Origin of the sequence: Gallibacterium melopsittaci, assembly GCF_042433085.1 — a bacterium.
Taxonomy (GTDB): domain Bacteria; phylum Pseudomonadota; class Gammaproteobacteria; order Enterobacterales; family Pasteurellaceae; genus Gallibacterium; species Gallibacterium melopsittaci.
Genome location: NZ_JBHLWA010000049.1, coordinates 101,610 through 122,902, shown reverse-complemented (window position 1 = coordinate 122,902; position 21,293 = coordinate 101,610). Strand labels below are relative to the sequence as shown.

Sequence of the window (21,293 nt, the reverse complement as noted above, 5' to 3'; positions counted from 1 at the left end):
TCAAGATAAATAAGCAAAATATCAGCACATTAGTCGCAAAAAGTGATGATTAATAAAAAATTAAAATTTTTTTGCTAGGCGACACACCCTGTCGCACAGTTTTTGATGAATTAGAGTAAACTAACACTACATTTTTAATTCAACAGCGACATACAATACTATGAAAAAACATATCCCACTCGCACAACGTTTAAGTGCTATTTTATCTCTCCTGAACCATGAGGGGGGGGGGGAGAATTGATTCTGTCGAGTTAGCAGAACAATTCAATGTATCAAGTAGAACTATCCAACGTGATATTAACCAACGCTTAGCCTTTCTTCCTTGGGAAGAAAAAGGTCCTCGCTTTTATAAATTAAGCCAAAACAAAATAGATGTTTTAACTGAAGAAGATATTCAACGTTTTGCGCTTTTTGCCAGTATTTCTGATTTATTTCCATCAGTAGATAAAGCCTTCTATCAAGAAAAACTCACACAATCGGTACAAGTTAAAGGCATACAATATGAAAATATTAGTGGTCTAACAGAACAATTTGAGCAATTAAAAGAGGCGATTAACCAACGAAAAAATATTTCATTTAAATATAAAAAGGTGCATTCAGCACACCCCAAATTTTATCAAGTATCGCCTTATTCCCTAACAAATAAAAATGGCATTTGGTATTTAATTGCGACCGACCAACTCGACAATCATAAACAAAAAACATTCTGTTTTTCGCAAATCAGTAATTTACGTGTATTAGCAGAAACCTATATTCCAAACCAAAAATTTATTGACGAAATAAAACAGAATGACTCCCTTTCTTATGGTAATCAGCTTCCTGAAGTAGTGATTCGAGTATCAGACTTTGCCGCCAATTTCTTTTTACGCCGTAATTTATTACCGAATCAAACGTTATTACACAAATTAGAGTCAGGTGAATTATTACTCTCCTGCAAAGAGGTTAATGAATTAGATATTTTACCGATTGTGCAATATTGGATTCCGCATTTAACGATTGTTAGCCCAAATGAATTACAAAAAAGAATGTTAGAAAAATTAAATGATTATTTAATTAACCAAAGCGGAGAAGGAAGATGATATCAACGAATATTCATAGTTATAAACATACCGCAATAGAGCTTATTCCATTAAAAAGCAGTTTTGTTATTTGTGATGTTGGTATAAGCGAAATGTTAGAGGTGAGTAATTGGTTGGAAGACTATATTGAAAAACACCGTTTAACCTGCCGAGTTTATACCAAAAATAGAATGGTATTAGGGTTATCGTATTTATTAAATCCTGCTTGGGGGGTGTTATCGATAGCCTCTATTGCAGCCCATAATTTTATTACCCGCAATCCAGATTATGAAATCGCTAGAGATTTAGCAAATGGACGAGTGGAAGTGGTTTATAAAGGTTAACAATTATTTAAATTTGATAAGGTAACAAATAATGAAATCAACATACGAAATATTATTAGACTACTACAAAAAAGACCTCTCTTTAACAAAAAAAGAATGGATTGAACAGTATGGTTATAAAACTTATTCAGATGAATCAATTAATGAGAGGTTCATCGAAAAATTGATTAAATTGAAAGTCGATTTTTCCATAAAAACAGATGACATTCTTTATTATGCTCGAAAGGTAGAGGAAATTATTGAAAGTAATAAGTTTTCTTGCCGTGTTTATACAGAAAATAGAGCAGCGTTAATGGGAGGCGGTTTATTTTCAGGTATTGGAACTGTTGTTGGTATAGCAGCAGCTGCAGGAATCGCCGCACATAATTTAGCAACATATAACCCTGATTTTGAAATAGGGAAAGATTTAGTCAATAAGAAAATTAATGTTACTTATAAAAAATAAATTGTAATAAGGATAAATAAAATGAATAAGAATTTATTTGAAGTTATTGTTGTTGGTACGATGAGTGCTGGTAAATCAACAATGCTTAATGCACTCATTGGCAAAGAATTATTACATTCAGCAAATGAAGCAACAACAGCAACCATTACACGTATCCATGATAAAGATGGAGAAAATAAATTTTCTGGTGCTGCCTATAATTATGAAAATGAATTAATTGAAAAATCTCGTAGTATTGATTTTGAGGTATTAAAACATTGGAATACAGACCCAGAGATAAAATTAATTGAAATTACTGGGGATATAAAAACGATTTATAACACAGAGGCTGAATTAGTAATTTACGATTTACCTGGTCCAAATAATAGTCAAGATGACAACCATGAAAATTTAACTATGGAAGTTATTGATAATAATGAATATGGTTTAATTTTTTATGTATTAAATGCAACACAAATTGGTGTTAATGATGATAGATCTTTGCTAGAAAAAATAAAAAATAGCTTACAGAAAGATAATCACAAAGATATTGTTTTTGTATTAAATAAAGCAGACCAATTAGATGAAGAAAAAGGGGAAAGTTTATCTGCTGCAATAAAGAATGTAGAAAAATATTTAACTAATATTGGATTTGAACAGCCGAAAATTATTGCCACTTCGGCAAATATGGCGTTGTTATTGCAAAAATTAATAAATCAAGAAGATTTATCACGTCGAGAAAATATGCAAATTAGTGTATGTGATTTTAAAACACTCTCTAACCTTTCTGAAAGTGAACTTTTATCAATAAATAACTTTATTAATGAAAGTTGCCAAGAGTATCTTGTTGAGGAAAACACTTCACCAGAAGATAAAAGAACCTTACAAGAAAAATATTATCAAATGGGATTTGGTGCCATCTGCTATTTCTTACAAAAAGAAATCAATCACTATAATCATTTAGCGGCTGAAAGTGTGAGTTTAGATAAATTGAAAGTCTTTATTGGACAGCTAATCATGTACTACCTGAAAAAATCAACAATGATTTAAAAAATTTATTTAATTCATCATCAGATGAATTTGTTTTCGCCGAGAAAATATTTAATACATTAGATAAATGGATAACTGATGATATTGAAGAAGTGTGTGAACGTTTAAATAAACCAATCACTAAAGCAGATTACTTTATTATTTTATTTGTTGAGCTAATCGAAGAGTTAATTGAGAAAAAACAAATTAATATTAAGCAGCTTCCAGAAGGGATAAATGTATTGTCTGCGATTGGTTATTATTTTTCAGTTTATAGTGAAGTAAGTGCTTTATATGATTTAATTGAGAGTTTAGATTTTATAAAACAGATAAAGTATAACGATATGTTTATTGATATTTCTGGACTGGTTTATAACAGTATTGAACTTTGCTCTCTTTCTCTAAGACTCGGAAAATCAACTAATTCTGAATTAAAACCATTAGATTACTTAATATGGAGAAAAGAAAATCCAGAAGTACATAATAATGTATTAGATAGATTATCAAGATTATTTAAATAGAAAAGTTTTATTCAACAAAAAGGAAAACATATTATGGCTATGCAAAAAATTTATATTGAACACAATCCATTTACTGTTATTACGACATTTCGTATCAATGAATTAGAACAAATTGATACATTATTTCTTTCTCAATTTACTCATCAACGGTTACAACGTTGGATAGAGGGATTTTTCCAGAAAGTTTATGAAGAATTATTTAATGGTATAGAGTTCGAAGTGGAATTCAAAGGAACAGAAAATGATTATATTGATGTTCAAGCAGATATAGACTTTTTTAATCAAAAGAATAATTTAAATATTCAATCAAAATGGATTGAAGTAGCTGATAGTAGCAACCGTTTAAATCACATGAAAGCTTTTGTAGAAAAAGCTCAGGAAAGCCATCTATTTTCTGAAGAGATGCAAAAAGATTATATACAAAATGAATTGAAAAAAGCGTTTAGTAACGATTTTGATGTTTATGTTGCTGCAACAATGTCCGCAGGCAAATCAACCTTTTTGAATGCGTTACTTGGTTCAGAGCTATTACCAGCGGCAAATGAAGCTACTACGGCAGTTATTGCTCAAATTGCTGATAATAAAGCGTTACAGAAAGGCGTTTTTAAAGGCAAACGAATTACTACAGACGGCAACGTTGCTGATGAGTCAGAAAATTTAACGAATGATGTTTTAAAAAATTGGAATAATACCGAGAAATCTCCTGATACGGCAGTGCTAGAAATAGAAGGGAATATATTAGGGATTAAAGAAAGAGATAATGTTCATCTTATTTTAAGTGATACTCCAGGACCAAATAATAGCCAAGATGATTCTCATAAAGCGGTAACTGAAGAAAAAATCAAAGACACTACTAAAAATCCTTTAATTTGTTATTTATTAAATGCAACGCAAATTGGGACTAATGATGATAAGCACACCTTAGAAATGATCTCTGAAACAATAAATAACAGTGCGAGTAAACAAAATAAAGACCGCTTTTTATTTTTATTAAATAAGGCAGATCAGTTTGATGAAGAGAAAGGCGAAAATATTGAAAACATTGTTGAAAAATGTAGAACATATCTTAATGGCTTTGGCATAGAATTTCCACAAATTTATCCTATTACAGCATTAAATGCCTTATTACTCAGAAAAGAAATATTCAACTTTGAGCTAACTAGAAAAGAAGGAAAATTAATTTCTGATTGGAAATATATGGCACAAGATGATGCTGAAACCAACTATAAAGGGTTAAATTTTATTGAATATATGCCATTAAATAGACCAATTAAGCAGAAATTAGCCGCAGAAGAAAATAAAGCATTACTGCATACAGGAATTCCTGCAGTGGAAGCTGTTATTGATAATTATATTGATAAATATAGTATGCCAGAACGTGTATCAAGAGTATATGAAGCATTAAAAAAAGCGATTCAACAAGCAAGTGCTAAAGAAAGGCTAATGACAGATTTGAAGAATTATAAAGAGGAAATCGCTAATATAAAATTAGCTTTGGAAGAATTATCTTCTAGCGAGAGATTAAAAATAAAAGTAAAAGCTGAAATAGAGCAATTACTTGATGAAATTAAAAATAATAAGCACAGTTTGGGACGTGGAGAACATATAAAAGAACTAAATAAATTAGATTCTAATATATTTGAATTTTTTGCTAAAGTAGGCTCTAAGGTTAGTGGTAAATTATTTGTTTCCGAATCCGAATCCGAATCCGAAGCTAAAAAATTTATTGAAAAAGTTATTGAAGAGGAAATTAAGCAACCATTACAACAGCTATTGAGGTCAATGAGTATTTCCGCAGAAAAAATAGTAGAAAATTCTCAAGAGCAAGCTAAACAGAAATTACAACATATTTATCAAGATTATTTAGAGAAATTTTTTAAAGATATTCCGCTGCCATTACCTACTTTAGAAGGCTTAAAAGTAATGATGACGAATATTAGTAGTGATATACCTTTAACAATAGATAAAGATGATATTATCGAAGAGCGAAAAACGAGAATTATAGGTGAGCGCTCTTTAGCTAAATGGTATAACCCACTTAGCTGGTGGAAAACAGAATATATTAAAGAGTCATATACTGAAACCTCTGTTGATTTAGAGAGTGTTTGGAAAAAAATGGAAGTTAAACTGAAAGCTAATGCTATTAATACTATGGAGAATATTATAAATAAAATTCAATCAGATACGGAAAAACAAATTGAGATCTTTTCGAATTTTACTGCGGAAGAATTTTCTAAACAGCTAAGTAAAATTGCAGAGGATATGAATAAAAAATTAGCAGATCAAGAAACCATTGAACAGAAGATTCAAGAATCGGAAGCTAATTTAGAAATCATTAAGAAATTTGAAGAAGAGCTTGCGCAAGCTATTGCGTTATAAGGAATAGAATATGAAAGAACAATTTATTTCTGAAATAAAAAATAAGCAATATCCAGCAAAAGAAACGTTATCAAAGCTAGATAGCTTAAAAGAAAATAATACATTTTTTGAACCATTTGATGGCAACAGAATCGGGGAGTTTCTCCCCGCACATCGCTGGGATAATCAATATTTTACTGAAAAAGCGGAATATCTTAATTTAAATTTTAGTTATGAACTATGTTTACATTTATTAGAAATAAAGCAGTTTTTACAAGATCAAAATGCAGATTATCGCTTTAAAATAACCCCAAATAAGGAGACTGTGATGAATACAGAAAAAAATATAGAAAAATCTTTTCAAGAACCCGATTTAACAGGGTTTAAACCTGTATCTTATTTAGTAGAAGCATTAACTAATAATAATATCTCGGAAATACGTTCTGCATTAATGATAGTTTTAAATGATAGAGATCTTTCTATTCAGGAAATGCTATGTTCTATTTATTATGTATGGCATAAAAATCAAGCGGTATTTGAAGAAAGTAAACAAAATGCATTTATTGATCCAATTAATCATGATGAAAGTGTTTGGAATAAAGATTATTTCTTTCAACAACAAACCTTTTTAAATCGAAATTTTACTTTAGAACGTATTCTTCATTTATTAAATGTTAGAGAAAGTTTAATAAAAAGTGGACACCCTGATTTTCAACCTAAAAATAAATCTACTGAGACAAAAACAGAAAATCATACACAAGTTAAATTTAGTACAAATAGGGCATCAACTAATAAAGAACATTTATATCAACCAGATCAGCATAATGATTTTATTAAAAAAGCGCTTGCTGTTGGTGGTGCTGTATTAGCGGCGATTGCTGTATTATTTTTTATTGTTAAGTAGGAGGTATTTATGGCAGAGGTGATGGTAAAAAAAGCTTTAGCAACATTGGAAAGTAGTTATCAATTATTAAATAAGCATTATTTAGTAGAGTTTAGTAATAATGAATTACAAGCTGTTGAAAAAATTAATTTAGTAACAGATGTTCGTATCTTTCGAGTGGAGCGGATTATTTTAGAAAATAAACAATCGATGCTAGAAAGTCTAACAGCAACTTATGCCACATTAGGTACAGTTGGCTATTCTGTTTTTTTGCTATTAGATAGTGATGGAAAAGAGACTACAGTTTACCTTGGGGCAAAAGGGCGCTCTGCAAGGTCAGAAGGTATCGCGGTAGAAAATTTATTAAAAGAAGTCATCAATGGACATTTTCCAGGTTCTCAGTTAAAGCGTTTAGATGGAAATGAGATTACTGATTTTGTAAATAAAATGGGGCAAAGTAACGAGAATCATATTACAGCTGTAACCAGTGTTCCTTCTTTATCTATTGATGAACGCGAACATTTTATGCAAGGAATTGAGCATTTTATTGATGCAGCTGAAGGCAGAGTTTATCAAGCGATTATCCTTGCAGAACCAGTACATACTGCCCAATTAGATCTTATCCAACAAGGATACGAAGGTATTGCGAACCAACTTTCCCCATTATTAAAAACAACATTGTCTTATGGTGAAAATGAAAGTGAGAGTGTTGGATTGAGTATTAGTGAAAATATCAGCCAATCCTTAGGGGAAAGCCTAGGCTTAACAGAAACAAAAGGTATCAACAAAAGTACTTCCTCATCAATCAATAAAAGTGTCAGCAGTTCCTTAGGTTTTTCAACAGGAGCTTCTTTTGTAACTGTTAGTGAAACTGTAACAACAACAGAAGGTACAACAAATACTGAAACGAGTGGCACTTCATTTACCCAAGGTGAAAGCAAAACTACCACGGAAACAAATACCAGAGGTTACACCACAGGCGAAAATCATAATAAAACCATCGGCACCAGTAAACAATATTCGTTAGAATTGGTTAATAAAAGTATCGAGCAACTATTGAAAAAAATCGATCATAATTTAGAACGTATTGATGAAGCACGTCGTTATGGTGGGTGGAATTCGGCAGCCTATTTTATTAGTACCGATCTTGCCTCATCACAATCTTTAGCAAGTATCTTTTTTGGTTTGATGCGTGGAAATAGCTCCAGTAGTGAAGAGTTTGCTATAACAACTTGGAGTGGGAAACAAGATAATGATAAAGCTAAATCTAAAGCAGTGCTTAGTTGGTTACAAAACTTCTCTCACCCGAGAGTCGAAGCTAATTTCGCAAATGTGGATATTCCATATTTTACCCCTGCGGTTTTAGTATCAGGAAAAGAAATGGCGATCCAGTTAGGCTTACCTCGTCGTTCCACATCCACAGTGTCTGTTTTAGAAGGAAGAGCTTTTGGCAGACGAATACAATTTGTTGATGTTGTTGATGCAGGATCAAAACGTAGCCAAGATAAAGCTCAAGTAGAACTCGGGAAAATTTTCCATCTGTGGTCTCCGAAAGAACAAACTGTAAATCTGGATTTACAAAGTTTGTCTAGCCATATTTTCGTTACGGGTTCAACTGGTTCAGGTAAAAGTAATACTGTTTATCAGTTATTAAACCAACTGAATAAAAATAATGTGAAATTTATGGTGATTGAGCCTGCTAAGGGTGAATATAAGAATGTATTTGGTCATCAAGACGATGTTGTTGTTTTTGGCACAAATCCTAAACAAGCAAAATTATTAAAGATTAACCCTTTCCGTTTTCCATCAGAAGTACATATTTTAGAGCATATTGATCGTTTGATTGAAATTTTTAATGTGTGTTGGCCAATGTATGCTGCAATGCCTGCGGTATTAAAAGAAGCAATGCTATCAGCTTATCAAGCGAGCGGTTGGGACTTAATGACATCTACGACTACAACACCTAATTGCTTTCCAAGTTTTGTAGATTTATTACAACAATTAGAAATCGTGATAGAAAAATCAGACTATTCTAGTGAAATGAAAAGTAATTATAGTGGAGCATTAGCAACACGTATTAAATCTTTAACAAATGGATTAAATGGGCAGATTTTTAATGCCGATGAAGTTGATAATAGTGTTCTTTTTGATCAAAACGTTATTGTTGATTTAAGTCGAGTTGGTTCACAAGAAACGAAGTCTCTTATTATGGGGATTCTAGTAATGAGATTAAGTGAGCATAGAATGTCAAATGCGACAGGAATGAATGAACCATTGAAACACGTTACTGTATTAGAGGAAGCCCACAATATTTTAAAACGTACTTCAACAGAACAAAGCTCAGAAGGTGCAAATGTAGCAGGAAAATCTGTTGAAATGTTATCTAATGCTATCGCAGAAATGCGAACTTATGGCGAAGGCTTTATTATTGCAGATCAATCACCTAATGCGGTGGATATTTCTGCAATTCGAAATACGAATACCAAAATTATTATGCGTTTACCTGATGAAACTGATCGTCGTTTAGTGGGTAAAGCTGCGGGAGTAAATGATGATCAACTAGAAGAAATCGCAAAACTTCCAAAAGGTATTGCTGTCGTTTATCAAAATAATTGGTTAGAGCCTATTCTTTGTCAAATAGCGCATTTTGCTAGCGATGAAAAACCTTATCAATATATTTCAGATAGAGATGAAGAGAAAAAGATCTTTAATCAACATCTAACACGTTTCTTATTCTATAAACAAATGAATAAAGCAGAACCATTTGATATTGAAATATTGAAAAATGGAGTTAGTCGTTATTGTAGTTCAGCAAAGAACATGGCGAGATTGTATAAATTATTACAATATTTTGAGTTAAAAGGTAAATTACCATTTTGGGAAGATCAAGATTTAACCTTTAAGATTTTTCTAGAAATGTTTGATTTACAAAGAAGTGTAGCTGAGCGTTTCCAAGAAATTAATTCATTAGTAGATGAAGCTCGTACACAAGAGTTTAATCATCTTATTGAATTTATTAATGATAATATTAATAAAAATATCGATAAAACCTCTGAAAATATTGAAAATGTAGTGAGAAACACTGTTTTAAACTATTTATAGAAAAGGAGAGGGGAAATGTTTAATTTAGAAAAAGAGAAAATAAACTCTACTTCGGAAATAAAAAATGCTTTTAACCCAATAGTATATGAAAAAGATACTCCACCTTGGGGAAAGGTGTTTAATCCAACTGATAAAATAGGAAAGAATGAGGATACAAAAGATTGGTTTGAAGATAGTATCAAAATAGGCAGCCTCACAGTTGAAGAACGCCAAGATAAATTATATTCCTTACGAGAATCCTTTATGGAAAAAAAGGAAGAGAAATTAAAACTTGAAAAAGAAGTGAGTGAGGATTATGTAAAATATCTTTCAGGTGAGATATTGTTAGAAAAATATAATGAAATTTCTAGTAATAAATTTGAGAGGGTGCAAACCCTCTCTCAAGAAATGAAAGATATTCGTCAAGAATTTAAAAGTATAAAAGAATATACTCAAATGGAGAATGTAATCAATGAAAAAGAAAAACGAATTGATTTATTAAAATCTGAACTAGATAGCAAATATTCTGAACTAAAATCAATAAAAAATGAAAATGCGGCTTTAATGCAGAAGGCTTTTACTGGTGAAATTATTCCAGAAAATATAAACAAAAACAGAGAGAAGTTTGAAAATATTGTTTCTGATATAAAATAGATTAAGCAAGAAATAATAAAAATAAGAAAATTTATTACAGGCCAAGATTTCCCAAATAAAGTTATTTCTATCGATCTAGATAAAGTAAAAGGTGAAGATATAGCTAAAAATTTAGAACCTAATACAACTTATATATTATCTAATGGAAATTCTTTTAGAACAGATTCTAGTGGAATAATAAAACAGTAGGGAAATATAAATTAATATTAGGTTAATTAAGGTGATTTTTATGTTTGAAAAAATGGATACTCCTAAAAAAGAGATAGCTGAGACTTATCAAGAAACGTATAAAAGGGATATTCCCTCTCATGAAAGAGATAAGTATGAAACAGTTCTGAGTGAAGAAAAATGTATACCCACTTGGGGTGAAGATAAAGATGAAAAGATTCGTTATGAAGGTAGAGATGAATTAACTGCAAAAAAAGATAAGGAGTTAGCAGAAATTGGTAAATTAGATGAGTATTTGGAAAGTGGTAAGGTATATATTCAAAGAGATAAGTATGAAACAGTTCTGAGTGAAAAATGTATGCCTACTTGGGGTGAAGATAAAGATGAAAAGATTCGCTTTGAAGGTAGAGATGAAAAAACTCCTTTTGATGATAAGGATATAGATATTTTGCTAGATGAATTAACTGCAAAAATAGATGAGTATTTGGTATATATTCAAGATAATGATACTGATAAAAATGAAGTTTCTAAGATAGAAAAAATAACAATCAAAATAGATATGGAGAATGAAAATGATAAAAAACAATTAGATAATGTAGAGCCTAATACAATTTATGAGCTATCTAATGGTAATAAGATTGAAACAGATGAGAAAGGAAGAGTAATTTTATATGAGTTTACTCCAGTATTAACAGAGAAAGAGAGGACATCACAAGATAGTGCAAAAACAAAGGAGGTTGGGAACCAGGGGATTGATGGAGATGAGGGAGGACATATTCAAGCACATTCTCTTGGAGGAGATTCTAGCTATAGTAATCTTTTTCCACAAAATCAAAATTTTAATCGTGGAGAATATAAAAAACTTGAAAATACGTTACGTGAAGCGGTAAAAGAGGGAAAAGATGTAACTGTTACTGTTAAATTAATTTATGATGATCCTCAGCAACCAGAAAAAAGACCATCAAAACTAGAAGTTACTTATGTTATAGATGGAAAGCCAACAATTGTTACTTTTAAAAATCAACCAGGTGGAGTTTAAAAATGGAACAACAACAAGAAATTCTTAGTCAAATTACACAATTATTACATAATCACTGCCAAGGTGGCTATTTAGAGGCTTATTTAGAATATAAATTTTCATTATCAGAAAATTGGAGTTCATTTTCTAGTTGGTTTATCAAAGAGAATAAAAATAATGTACCAAATAGATTTTCTGAACTTAAAGAAGCTGCGGAACCTTTATGCGAACAGCTATATTTTTTAATGAAAGAGAAAAATGATTGGAGAAAAATGGAACTAAAAATAGATAAAGATAGACGAGTTTCTGTTCATTATAGTTATGAAAAGCAGTCTTTATAAAATTAGGAATTAAAAAATAATTCATTTTATAACAAATCTGCAATAAATTATAAACATTTTTTATTGTTGATGTTTTTAGAGAATTAACCCATGAAAAAACTCAAAACATTATTAAATATCGCTTTAATTGTAGAAGATCAGACTTGATCTGACAATTCACTATAAAAAGTGAGAGTTTCCCGTTTAGAATATGAGTGCAAAATTCAATCTAAACAAAAAAGGAAACTCTCATGTTTTATTCTAACAATCCACTTATTAAACACAAGACAGGCTTATTAAATTTAGCCGAAGAATTAGGGAATATTTTTCAAGCATGTAAAGTGATGGGATTGAGCCGAGATACGTTCTATCGCTATCAACAAGCTGTTGAACAAGGTGGTGTTGATGCGTTGCTTAATCAAAATCGACGTGTTCCGAATCTCAAAAATCGGGTAGATGAAGCGGTTGAACAAGCAGTTGTGAAATTTGCCCTTGATAATCCAGCGTTTGGGCAAGTCAGAGTAAGCAATGAACTTCGTAAACAAGGTATCTTTGTGTCAGCAGGCGGTGTACGTTCTATTTGGTTACGCCATCATTTAGCTAATTTTAAGCAGAGATTAATTGCTCTTGAGAAATTGGTTGCGGAACAAGGTATTATTCTCAGCGAGTCGCAGGTTCAAGCCTTAGAACGTAAGAAAGAAGATGACCTCGCTTGTGGAGAAATTGAAACCGCACATCCTGGTTATTTGGGGTCACAAGATACGTTCTATGTTGGCAATCTCAAAGGTGTGGGACGCATTTATCAGCAAACTTTTATCGATACTTACAGTAAAGTGGCGTTTGCCAAATTATACACAATGAAAACCGCTATCACCGCAGCGGATATGCTTAATGATAAAGTGTTACCGTATTTTGAAAGCCAAGGGTTGCCGCTATTACGCATATTGACTGACCGTGGTAGTGAATATTGTGGCAAAGTGGAAAATCATGATTATGAGCTTTATTTAGCGATAAACGACATAGAACATAGCAAAACTAAGGTGAAGCATCCACAGACTAATGGTATCTGTGAACGCTTCCATAAGACTATCTTGCAAGAATTTTATCAAGTGACATTTCGGAAGAAAATTTATCAGGATTTAGTCACATTGCAAGCAGACTTAGATGAGTGGTTGATGTATTATAACCATCATCGAACACATCAAGGGAAAATGTGCTGTGGAAGAACGCCAATAGCAACATTACTTGATGGAAAGCGTATTTGGGCGGAAAAGAATTTAAGCTCAAATTAATCTGACAGGCACGCTAATTTTAAACGGGGACTGTCAGATTAGGTTTGATCTTCTACAATTTAATGGCGATATTTCCCAATGGGATGTCAGTAATGTTACCGATATGTACGAGATGTTTGCTAGATCAAAATTTCAGGGCGATATTTCAAAATGGAATATCAGTAACGTTACCAATATGTCAGCAATGAATAAATCAGTATTCATGCTCGGTGTTTCTAAAACTAGAATCCCCAAATTTTTACTCAGTAGAAGTTAGAATATCGTATTGATTTAAAAAAGAAAATAGCATTAATTCAGCAGGATTAATGCTATTTTTTTAGGAAGAAAAAATTTTTTACAGCCCGACACAATATTAACTGTAGAAGATTAGATTTAATCCATTATTTCATTAATTCACTTGACGAAAACTAATCTGTGTTTCTGCGAAGAAATCATTATCTTCATCGTGCATCACGGGCGCAGTTGGAATTTCTGGTTTATCAAAGGCAATATCACCCTCAATATTTTCTAATGTGCTGCCATGGCGAATATTTTTGAAATCAAATAAATTTGGATCGCATAGGTGTGATGGCACGACATTTTGTAAGGCACTAAACATTGTTTCAATTCGACCAGGATATTGGCGATCCCATGCTTGTAGCATCTCTTTGATCACTTGGCGTTGTAAATTAGGTTGAGAACCACACAGGTTACAAGGAATAATCGGGAACTGTTTCGCTTCAGCGTAACGTGCAATATCTTTTTCGCGGCAATAGGCTAGTGGGCGAATCACAATCTGTTTGCCATCATCACTGATTAATTTCGGTGGCATACTTTTCATTTTGCCGCCATAGAACATATTCAGGAATAAAGTTTCCAACATATCATCACGATGATGCCCGAGGGCAATTTTGGTCGCACCTAATTCTGTGGCGGTACGATATAGAATCCCACGACGTAAACGAGAGCAGAGCGAACAAGTGGTTTTTCCCTCTGGAATTTTTTCTTTCACAATGCCATAAGTATTTTCTTCAACAATTTTATATTCTACCCCTAATTGCGACAGGTAATTTGGCAATACCTCTTCAGGAAAACCAGGTTGTTTTTGATCCAGATTCACTGCCACAATCTCGAAATTGATTGGCGCGTTGAGTTTGAGGTTAAGCAAAATATCTAAGAGGGTATAGCTATCTTTTCCGCCAGATAGACACACCATAACCCGATCGCCCTCTTCGATCATATTAAAATCGGCAATTGCTTTACCGACTTCACGACGTAAACGTTTATGCAATTTGTTGAAGTTATAAATCTGTTTTTTTTCTAATGACATAATGAATAATCAGTTTTTCAGCTAAAAATCGGTTTGCTATGGTAAGGACTTTGGTTTTTTTTGCAATAAATTTATTGAGGTATTTTGTGATAAATAAGGGTTTATCCTGAAAAAATTTTATTTATTGTCAGAATGCGAGATCGCTCACAGAGAAAAGGTCACAATCTTGTTAAATAACCTTTAGAGAAATAACATTTTTTTGCTAGAATGTTGCCTGTTTTAGCGTATTAATTTGATCAAGAGAAACCTCAGTTATCTAGGTAATTAATAATGAGTGAATCAACTCAAACCATTCCTGAACTTATCTCGTGGGTAAAAGAGCGAGAATTTAACTTAAATCTAACCACAGAACGTTTGGCTTTTTTGCTAGCAATAGCGATTTTTAATAGTGAACGTTTTGCTGGTGAGATGGAAGAGATCGATTTAGTCGATCTTTTCCGTCATGTTTCCAAAGCATTAGGGCAGTCGGAAGATACCTTAGTTCAACGAGCAAATAATGCGATTAATGATCTGGTAAAACAGCGTCTGGTTAATCGCTTTAGTAGTGAATTTACCGAAGGCTTGGCAATCTATCGTTTGACACCATTAGGAGTCGGTATTTCGGATTATTATATCCGTCAACGTGAATTTTCTGCTTTGCGTCTTTCTGTGCAATTATCAATTGTGGCAGATGAGATTCAACGTGCTGCCGAAGCCGCAGAAAATGATGGTGATGACTATTATTGGCGGCGAGAAGTTTTTGCACCATTAAAGTATTCGGTGGCAGAAATTTTTGACAGTATTGATTTGTCGCAACGGATTATGGATGAAAGTCAACATCATACCAAAGAAGAAATTGCCGAATTATTAAGTAAAGATTGGCAAGCTGCTATCTCAAGTTGTGAACGGTTATTAGATGAAACTTCAGGGAATTTACGTGAGCTGCAAGATACTTTAAATGCGGCTGGCGATAAATTGCAAGCTGGATTATTACGCATTCAAGACTGTCTGCTTGGCAGACAATCATTAGAGTTTGTTGCGCAACTTATTATTAGTTTACAACTTAAATTAGACCGTATTATTAGCTGGGGACAACAAGCGATTGACTTGTGGATCAGCTATGACCGCCATGTGCATAAATTTATCCGTACGGCAATCGATTTGGATAAAAATCGGGTTTTTGCACAACGTTTACGCCGTTCGATAACGGATTATTTTACTGCACCATTCTATTTATGGCATGTACAAGCGGAACGTTTAATTGACTTGCGTGAAGAAGAGTTGGCGTTGCGTGAAGAAGAGGCGTTAGGTGAATTACCAGCAGAATTAGAATATGAATCGCTACAAACAGTTCATGAACAAATTACCGAAACTATGCAGCGCTTATTGATCCAATATTATCAAGATCAGAAACCGATAGAATTAAGTGCAGTATTACGAGAGCAACTTGATCGTTATCCACAATCACAACATTTTGATGTAGCAAGAATTATTGTAGATCAAGCTGTCCGACTTGGGATTGCGAGCCAAGATTTTAGCGGTAATGTACCACAATGGCAGGCAATCAATGCGTATGGTGCAGAAGTACAAGCACACCCGATTGATGAATATAACAACAATCAAGCAAAGAAATAACGTTAATTAAGCGAATAAATTATGAGTGAAACCACATCTTACGAGCCTATTCCAAAAGAGTTAGCAACGGCGATTGCCAATCCATTATTTCCATTAGTTGATAGCCAATTACGTTCAGGGCGTCATATTAGTCTTGATCAATTAGAACAGCACGCTTTCTTATTAGATTTTCAAACAGAATTAGAACTTTTTTACCGTCGTTATAATGTTGAACTGATCCGAGCGCCAGAGGGTTTTTTCTATTTACGTCCTAAAGCAACAACTTTGATAGCACGGAGTGTGTTATCGGAATTAGAAATGTTAGTCGGTAAGGTACTCTGTTATCTCTATTTAAGCCCAGAGCGTCTAGCACAACAAGGCATTTTTACCGTACAAGAAGTCTATGATGAATTATTGAACTTAGCAGACGAAAGTAAGTTGCTCAAAATCGTGAATCAACGCTCCAGCGGTTCAGATTTGGATAAACAAAAATTAGCCGAGAAAGTGAGGGCTGCTGTGGGGCGTTTACGCCGTTTAGGTATGTTACAAACGATAGGCGATCAACATAGTGGCAAGTTTGTGATCTCTGAAGCGGTGTTCCGTTTTGGTGCAGAAGTGCGTAGTGGCGAAGATTTACAAGCTGCACAATTACGCTTAATCCGTGAGGGAGAAATTGCGACACCTGATTCATTGCAAGTTGATGACAATAATGCAGGTGATGCCGAAGAGCTTGATGAGAATGATTTTGAGGAAGGGAACGAATAATGGCAGAGTTAGAGATGGAATCATTAACACCTCAACAAGTTGAGGCGACAGCAAATGTAAAAACGAATGCAGAACGTGGTAAATTTCGTTCACTTACCTTGATTAACTGGAATGGTTTTTTTGCGCGTACTTTTGATCTTGATGAGTTAGTGACCACGCTGTCAGGGGGAAATGGTGCAGGAAAATCCACCACAATGGCAGGCTTTGTGACTGCATTAATTCCAGATTTAACTTTATTACATTTCCGTAATACCACAGAAGCGGGGGCTTCAGGCGGTTCGCGTGATAAAGGGCTATATGGTAAGTTACGTCCAGGTATCTGTTATGCCATTTTGGATACCATAAATTCTCACCATCAACGTGCATTAGTAGGTGTACGTTTGCAGCAAATTGCAAGGCGTGATCGAAAAGTGGATATTAAGGCGATCTCAATTCAAGGATTACCACTCTCGATTTCTCCAACAGAAATTTTTACCGATAAAATTTCTGATACCCAAGCGAAAGTGATTGGTTTACCTGAAGTAAAAGAAAAAGTTGAGGTATTAGGCGGTAGCTTTAAGCAATATCATTCAGTAGCGGATTATCATAGCTTTATGTTTGATATGGGGATTATTCCAAAACGATTACGTTCTTCTTCTGATCGAAATAAATTCTATAAATTAATTGAAGCCTCACTATATGGTGGGATTTCGTCTGCGATTACTCGTTCGTTACGCGATTATTTGTTACCTGAAAATGTTGGCGTGAAAAAAGCATTCCAAGATATGGAAGTGGCATTGCGAGAAAACCGTATGACATTGGAAGCGATTAAAGTTACCCAAGCTGACCGAGATTTATTTAAGCATTTAATTACGCAATCTACCGATTATGTAGCAGCGGATTATATGCGTCATGCTAATGAGAGACGCAAGAATATTTCGTTACTTTTGGGACAACGTAATGAATTATTCCAAACCAAACAACAGCTCAGTCTAGCACAACATAATATTGTTGATTTTAGTCGTGAAGTTAGCCAGCTAAAAGAAGCGGAAAAAACGCTAGAAGTCGATTATCAAAGTGCGAACGATCACTATAATTTGGTGGTAAATGCACAGCATCATCAAGAAAAGATTGAACGTTATCAAGAAGATGTTGTCGAGTTAGGTGAAAAAATTGAAGAGCAACAAGAAATTGTTGAAGAAGCACAAATTACTTTAACCGAGCAACAAGAAAGTGTGGAAGTGATTGAGGGTGAAATTGAGTCTATTCGTGATCAATTAACGGATTATCAACAAGCGTTAAATGCACAGCAAACCCGCAGTGTGCAATATCAACAAGCAATTCAAACATTAGAAAAAGCAAAAAATATTACTGGGATTGTTAATTTAACTCCAGAAAGTGCAGAGCAGTATCAAGCAGAATTTAGCGAACAGGCAGAGGCTTTAACTGAGCGAGTATTAGAATTAGAACAAAAATTGTCAGTGGTCGATATTGCGAAAACACAATTTGATAAAGCGTATCAGTTGGTTTGTAAGATTCAAGGTGATGTTGCTCGTAGTGAAGCGTGGCAACAAGCGAAACAAATTTTGCGTGATTATCCAGCACAAAAATTGCAGCAACAACAAGCAAATGAACTGAAAGCTAAATTGGCTGAATTACAACAAAAAGCCGATCAACAACAACGTGTTCAACAACAATTAGCGGCATTTAATCAACAAACAGGGCAATCGCTACAAGATGCAGACGCACTCGAACAATATGCGTTACAGCAAGAAGATCGCAGTGAAGCAGTAGAAGAGCAGTTGAATACCTTAATTGAACAGCGTTCTGAATTACGTCAACAACGTGAACATTTTCAAGCGATTTACCAACAAAATAGCCAAAAAGCACCGTTATGGCTAACGGCACAAGCAGCATTAGAGCGTATTCAAGAGCAAGTAAATCAACAATTCCACAGTTCACAAAGCGTAATGGATTTTATGCAAAATCAATTAACTAAAGAACGGGAATTGATTATTCAACGTGATCAGCTTGAGGCGAAGAAACAAGATCTTGAACAACAGATTTTACGTTTAACACAACCAGATGGTTCAGAAGACCCACGTTTAAACCAACTTGCTGAAAAATTTGGCGGCGTGCTGTTATCTGAGTTGTATGATGATGTGGATATTAGCGATGCCCCTTATTTTTCTGCGTTATACGGTCCAGCTCGTCATGCGATTGTGGTGCGAGATTTAGAGGCAGTGAAGCCATTATTACAAGAGTTACAAGATTGCCCAGATGATCTCTATTTGATTGAGGGGGATCCAAACTCCTTTGATGATAGCGTGTTATCGGCACAAGAGTTGGAATGTGGTGTTGTTGTACAGGTTTCACAACGTGAATTACGTTATTCGACTTTCCCAGAAATTCCATTATTTGGACGTGCAGCACGAGAAAAACATCTAGAAACCTTACGTCAACAACGTGATGAAGTCGCAGAGCAGTTTGCGCAAATTTCATTTGATGTTCAGAAATGCCAGCGTTTACATCAACAACTTAGCCAATTTGTTGGCTCACATCTTGCATTAGCATTTGAAGTTGATCCAGAAGAATTAATGCGAGAAGCACAACAACAACGTAATGAAGTTGAACGTGAATTAGCCAAATTAACTGATCAAGAACAACAAGCACGCAGTCAGTTGGCAGAAGTTCGTCAACAGTTGCAACAACTGAATAAATTATTGCCGAATTTGGCGTTACTTGCTGAAGATAGTTTGCTAGAACAAATTGATGAATATCAAGCACAACTGGAAGTAGCAGAAGAAAATGCGGTGTATGTGCGACAAAAAGGGAACTTAATTGAGCAATTAGAACCGATTGCAACCGCATTGCAAAGTGATCCCGAACAGCACGATAGCTTACAAGCTGAATATCAACGTGCAGTGGAATTACAAAAACAAGTGCAACAACGTTTGTTTGCGGTGACAGATGTGGTAAGCCGTTTAGCACACTTTAGTTATCGTGAAAGTGCTGAAGTAGAAACTTCAGAATTAAGTGTGAAATTGCGTGAACGCTTAGAGCAGATGCAACAACAACGTGAGCAAAAACGCCAAGCATTGCAACAAGCACAAAATCAACTAAGCCAATATCAACAAGTATTGACAGGGTTAACCACTTCAAAAGAGATTAAGCAACAAACATTACAAGAGTTACTTGATGAAGTGGCACAATTAGGCGTAAAAGTTGATGCTGATGCCGAAATGCGGGCGAAAAATCGCCGTGATGAGCTTTATCAACAACTTTCCGTCAATCGTCAACGGTATAACTATCTTGAGAAACAGTTAGCGGTACTAGAGAACGGAACGGATAGTTTAACGAAGAGCTTGCGGAAATTAGAGCGAGATTATAAGGCACAACGTGAAGTTGTCGTGGCGGCGAAAGTGAGTTGGTGTGCAGTACAACGCCTATCTCGCCATAGTGATGTTGAAAAACGTTTACACCGCCGTGAGTTAGCTTACTTATCGGCTGAAGAGCTACGCTCAATGTCAGATAAGGCATTAGGGGCGTTGCGTAATGCAGTCGCAGATAATGAATACTTAAGAGATGCGTTGCGTTTATCAGAAAATTCGGCTAAACCTGAATATAAAGTGAAATTCTTTATTGCGGTGTATCAACATCTGCGTGAACGTATTCGTCAGGATATTTTGAAAACTGATGATCCGATTGATGCGATTGAACAAATGGAAGTTGAGTTAGCACGTTTAACAGAAGAGTTAACGAGCCGCGAACAAAAATTGGCGATTAGTGCAGATAGTGTTGCCAATATTATGCGTAAGACCATTCAACGTGAACAAAATCGGATTCGCTTATTAAACCAAGGATTACAAAATATTGCCTTTGGTCAGGTAAAAAGTGTGCGTTTAGTCGTGAATATTCGAGATACGCATGCGATGTTGCTAGATGCGTTATCGGGCAAACAAGCGGAATATGAAGATCTGTTTAATAATAATAAACTGACTTTCTCTGAAGCACTGGCTAAGTTATATCAACGTTTAAATCCGCATATTGATATGGGACAACGCAGCCCACAAACGATTGGTGAAGAATTATTAGATTATCGCCACTATTTAGATCTTGAGGTAGAGGTGTTCCGTGGTGCGGACGGCTGGTTGCGTGCGGAGAGTGGGGCATTATCTACTGGGGAAGCGATTGGTACGGGGATGTCGATCTTGTTAATGGTGGTACAAAGTTGGGAAGAAGAATCTCGCCGCTTACGAGGCAAAGAGATTGTTCCTTGTCGATTGTTATTCTTAGATGAAGCGGCACGTTTAGATGCAAAATCGATTTCAACCTTGTTTGAACTCTGCGATCGTCTTGATATGCAGTTATTAATTGCCGCACCAGAAAATATCAGTCCAGAAAAAGGAACGACTTATAAACTAGTGCGTAAGATTGCGCATAATCAAGAGTTTGTACACGTCGTTGGTTTGAAAGGATTTGGTACCACACACTAAA

17 protein-coding genes are annotated in these 21,293 nt (G+C 34.4%); 16 read left to right on the top strand and 1 reads right to left on the bottom strand.

The genetic code is table 11. The features are described 5' to 3' along the window. Window positions 1–218 precede the first annotated feature (218 nt). The 13 genes from ACFFHT_RS10370 to ACFFHT_RS10310 all read left to right on the top strand — a co-directional run bounded on the left by ACFFHT_RS10370 (window position 219) and on the right by ACFFHT_RS10310 (window position 13,406). On the top strand, window positions 219–1,079 hold the full coding sequence (locus ACFFHT_RS10370) for a helix-turn-helix transcriptional regulator (protein ID WP_382375963.1): 861 nt from the start codon (window positions 219–221) through the stop codon (window positions 1,077–1,079). Beyond that, window positions 1,076–1,402, top strand: coding sequence for a hypothetical protein (locus ACFFHT_RS10365; protein WP_382375961.1), 327 nt, complete (start codon window positions 1,076–1,078; stop codon window positions 1,400–1,402). Before ACFFHT_RS10370 ends, ACFFHT_RS10365 begins: the two co-directional genes overlap by 4 nt. Before the next feature lie 31 nt (window positions 1,403–1,433). Further along, window positions 1,434–1,847, top strand: coding sequence for a hypothetical protein (locus tag ACFFHT_RS10360; RefSeq protein ID WP_382375959.1), 414 nt, complete (start codon window positions 1,434–1,436; stop codon window positions 1,845–1,847). 21 nt (window positions 1,848–1,868) lie between these two features. Beyond that, the gene (locus tag ACFFHT_RS10355; protein ID WP_382375957.1) at window positions 1,869–2,876 is read left to right on the top strand and encodes a dynamin family protein; all 1,008 of its coding nucleotides are present in this window, start codon (window positions 1,869–1,871) and stop codon (window positions 2,874–2,876) included. Between the two features lie 92 nt (window positions 2,877–2,968). Beyond that, entirely contained in the window at window positions 2,969–3,376 is a 408-nt protein-coding gene (locus ACFFHT_RS10350; RefSeq protein ID WP_382375955.1) for a hypothetical protein, read from the top strand. 33 nt (window positions 3,377–3,409) lie between these two features. After that, the gene (locus ACFFHT_RS10345; protein ID WP_382375953.1) at window positions 3,410–5,755 is read left to right on the top strand and encodes a dynamin family protein; all 2,346 of its coding nucleotides are present in this window, start codon (window positions 3,410–3,412) and stop codon (window positions 5,753–5,755) included. Between the two features lie 10 nt (window positions 5,756–5,765). Next, the gene (locus tag ACFFHT_RS10340; protein ID WP_382375951.1) at window positions 5,766–6,638 is read left to right on the top strand and encodes a hypothetical protein; all 873 of its coding nucleotides are present in this window, start codon (window positions 5,766–5,768) and stop codon (window positions 6,636–6,638) included. 9 nt (window positions 6,639–6,647) lie between these two features. Beyond that, window positions 6,648–9,719 carry an ATP-binding protein gene (locus tag ACFFHT_RS10335; RefSeq protein WP_382375949.1) on the top strand — a complete coding sequence of 1,024 codons (3,072 nt, stop codon included), beginning with the start codon at window positions 6,648–6,650 and terminating at the stop codon, window positions 9,717–9,719. A 15-nt stretch (window positions 9,720–9,734) separates the two neighbouring features. Further along, window positions 9,735–10,352 (top strand): hypothetical protein, encoded by a 618-nt coding sequence (locus tag ACFFHT_RS10330; protein WP_382375947.1) that lies wholly within the window; start codon window positions 9,735–9,737, stop codon window positions 10,350–10,352. Between the two features lie 229 nt (window positions 10,353–10,581). Continuing rightward, a complete protein-coding gene (locus ACFFHT_RS10325) occupies window positions 10,582–11,559 on the top strand; it encodes a DNA/RNA non-specific endonuclease (RefSeq protein ID WP_382375945.1) in 978 nt (325 codons plus the stop codon). A gap of 2 nt (window positions 11,560–11,561) precedes the next feature. Continuing rightward, window positions 11,562–11,879, top strand: coding sequence for a hypothetical protein (locus ACFFHT_RS10320; RefSeq protein WP_382375943.1), 318 nt, complete (start codon window positions 11,562–11,564; stop codon window positions 11,877–11,879). 230 nt (window positions 11,880–12,109) lie between these two features. Then, window positions 12,110–13,150, top strand: a complete 1,041-nt coding sequence (locus ACFFHT_RS10315; protein WP_382375941.1) for an IS481 family transposase — start codon at window positions 12,110–12,112, stop codon at window positions 13,148–13,150. Then, a complete protein-coding gene (locus ACFFHT_RS10310; RefSeq protein ID WP_382376138.1) occupies window positions 13,146–13,406 on the top strand; it encodes a BspA family leucine-rich repeat surface protein in 261 nt (86 codons plus the stop codon). The genes ACFFHT_RS10315 and ACFFHT_RS10310 overlap by 5 nt, the downstream gene beginning before the upstream one ends. Window positions 13,407–13,538: 132 nt before the next feature. On the opposite strand, the gene ttcA is transcribed toward ACFFHT_RS10310, so the two are convergent. Beyond that, the gene (ttcA, locus tag ACFFHT_RS10305; RefSeq protein WP_382375939.1) at window positions 13,539–14,459 is read right to left on the bottom strand and encodes a tRNA 2-thiocytidine(32) synthetase TtcA; all 921 of its coding nucleotides are present in this window, start codon (window positions 14,457–14,459) and stop codon (window positions 13,539–13,541) included. A gap of 270 nt (window positions 14,460–14,729) precedes the next feature. Between ttcA and mukF the strand changes: the two genes are divergently transcribed. From mukF to mukB, 3 genes are read left to right on the top strand one after another with little or no spacing between them, the layout of a single operon-like run. Continuing rightward, on the top strand, window positions 14,730–16,073 hold the full coding sequence (gene mukF, locus ACFFHT_RS10300) for a chromosome partition protein MukF (RefSeq protein ID WP_382375937.1): 1,344 nt from the start codon (window positions 14,730–14,732) through the stop codon (window positions 16,071–16,073). Window positions 16,074–16,094: 21 nt separating this feature from the next. After that, a complete protein-coding gene (gene mukE, locus ACFFHT_RS10295; RefSeq protein WP_382375935.1) occupies window positions 16,095–16,817 on the top strand; it encodes a chromosome partition protein MukE in 723 nt (240 codons plus the stop codon). Beyond that, window positions 16,817–21,292: a chromosome partition protein MukB gene (gene mukB, locus ACFFHT_RS10290; RefSeq protein WP_382375933.1), complete on the top strand. Its 4,476-nt coding sequence runs from the start codon at window positions 16,817–16,819 to the stop codon at window positions 21,290–21,292. Before mukE ends, mukB begins: the two co-directional genes overlap by 1 nt. The last annotated feature ends 1 nt before the right edge of the window (window position 21,293 follow it).

Excerpts from the sequence above, each read along its gene's own strand:
- mukF (WP_382375937.1), top strand. The coding sequence starts at position 14,730 with ATGAGTGAATCAACTCAAACCATTCCTGAACTTATCTCGTGGGTAAAA.
- ACFFHT_RS10335 (WP_382375949.1), top strand. The coding sequence starts at position 6,648 with ATGGCAGAGGTGATGGTAAAAAAAGCTTTAGCAACATTGGAAAGTAGT.
- ACFFHT_RS10320 (WP_382375943.1), top strand. The coding sequence starts at position 11,562 with ATGGAACAACAACAAGAAATTCTTAGTCAAATTACACAATTATTACAT.
- ACFFHT_RS10330 (WP_382375947.1), top strand. The coding sequence starts at position 9,735 with ATGTTTAATTTAGAAAAAGAGAAAATAAACTCTACTTCGGAAATAAAA.
- ACFFHT_RS10340 (WP_382375951.1), top strand. The coding sequence starts at position 5,766 with ATGAAAGAACAATTTATTTCTGAAATAAAAAATAAGCAATATCCAGCA.
- ACFFHT_RS10325 (WP_382375945.1), top strand. The coding sequence starts at position 10,582 with ATGTTTGAAAAAATGGATACTCCTAAAAAAGAGATAGCTGAGACTTAT.
- ACFFHT_RS10345 (WP_382375953.1), top strand. The coding sequence starts at position 3,410 with ATGGCTATGCAAAAAATTTATATTGAACACAATCCATTTACTGTTATT.
- ACFFHT_RS10365 (WP_382375961.1), top strand. The coding sequence starts at position 1,076 with ATGATATCAACGAATATTCATAGTTATAAACATACCGCAATAGAGCTT.
- ACFFHT_RS10370 (WP_382375963.1), top strand. The coding sequence starts at position 219 with ATGAGGGGGGGGGGGAGAATTGATTCTGTCGAGTTAGCAGAACAATTC.
- mukB (WP_382375933.1), top strand. The coding sequence starts at position 16,817 with ATGGCAGAGTTAGAGATGGAATCATTAACACCTCAACAAGTTGAGGCG.
- ACFFHT_RS10360 (WP_382375959.1), top strand. The coding sequence starts at position 1,434 with ATGAAATCAACATACGAAATATTATTAGACTACTACAAAAAAGACCTC.
- ACFFHT_RS10315 (WP_382375941.1), top strand. The coding sequence starts at position 12,110 with ATGTTTTATTCTAACAATCCACTTATTAAACACAAGACAGGCTTATTA.
- ttcA (WP_382375939.1), bottom strand. The coding sequence starts at position 14,459 with ATGTCATTAGAAAAAAAACAGATTTATAACTTCAACAAATTGCATAAA.
- ACFFHT_RS10355 (WP_382375957.1), top strand. The coding sequence starts at position 1,869 with ATGAATAAGAATTTATTTGAAGTTATTGTTGTTGGTACGATGAGTGCT.
- mukE (WP_382375935.1), top strand. The coding sequence starts at position 16,095 with ATGAGTGAAACCACATCTTACGAGCCTATTCCAAAAGAGTTAGCAACG.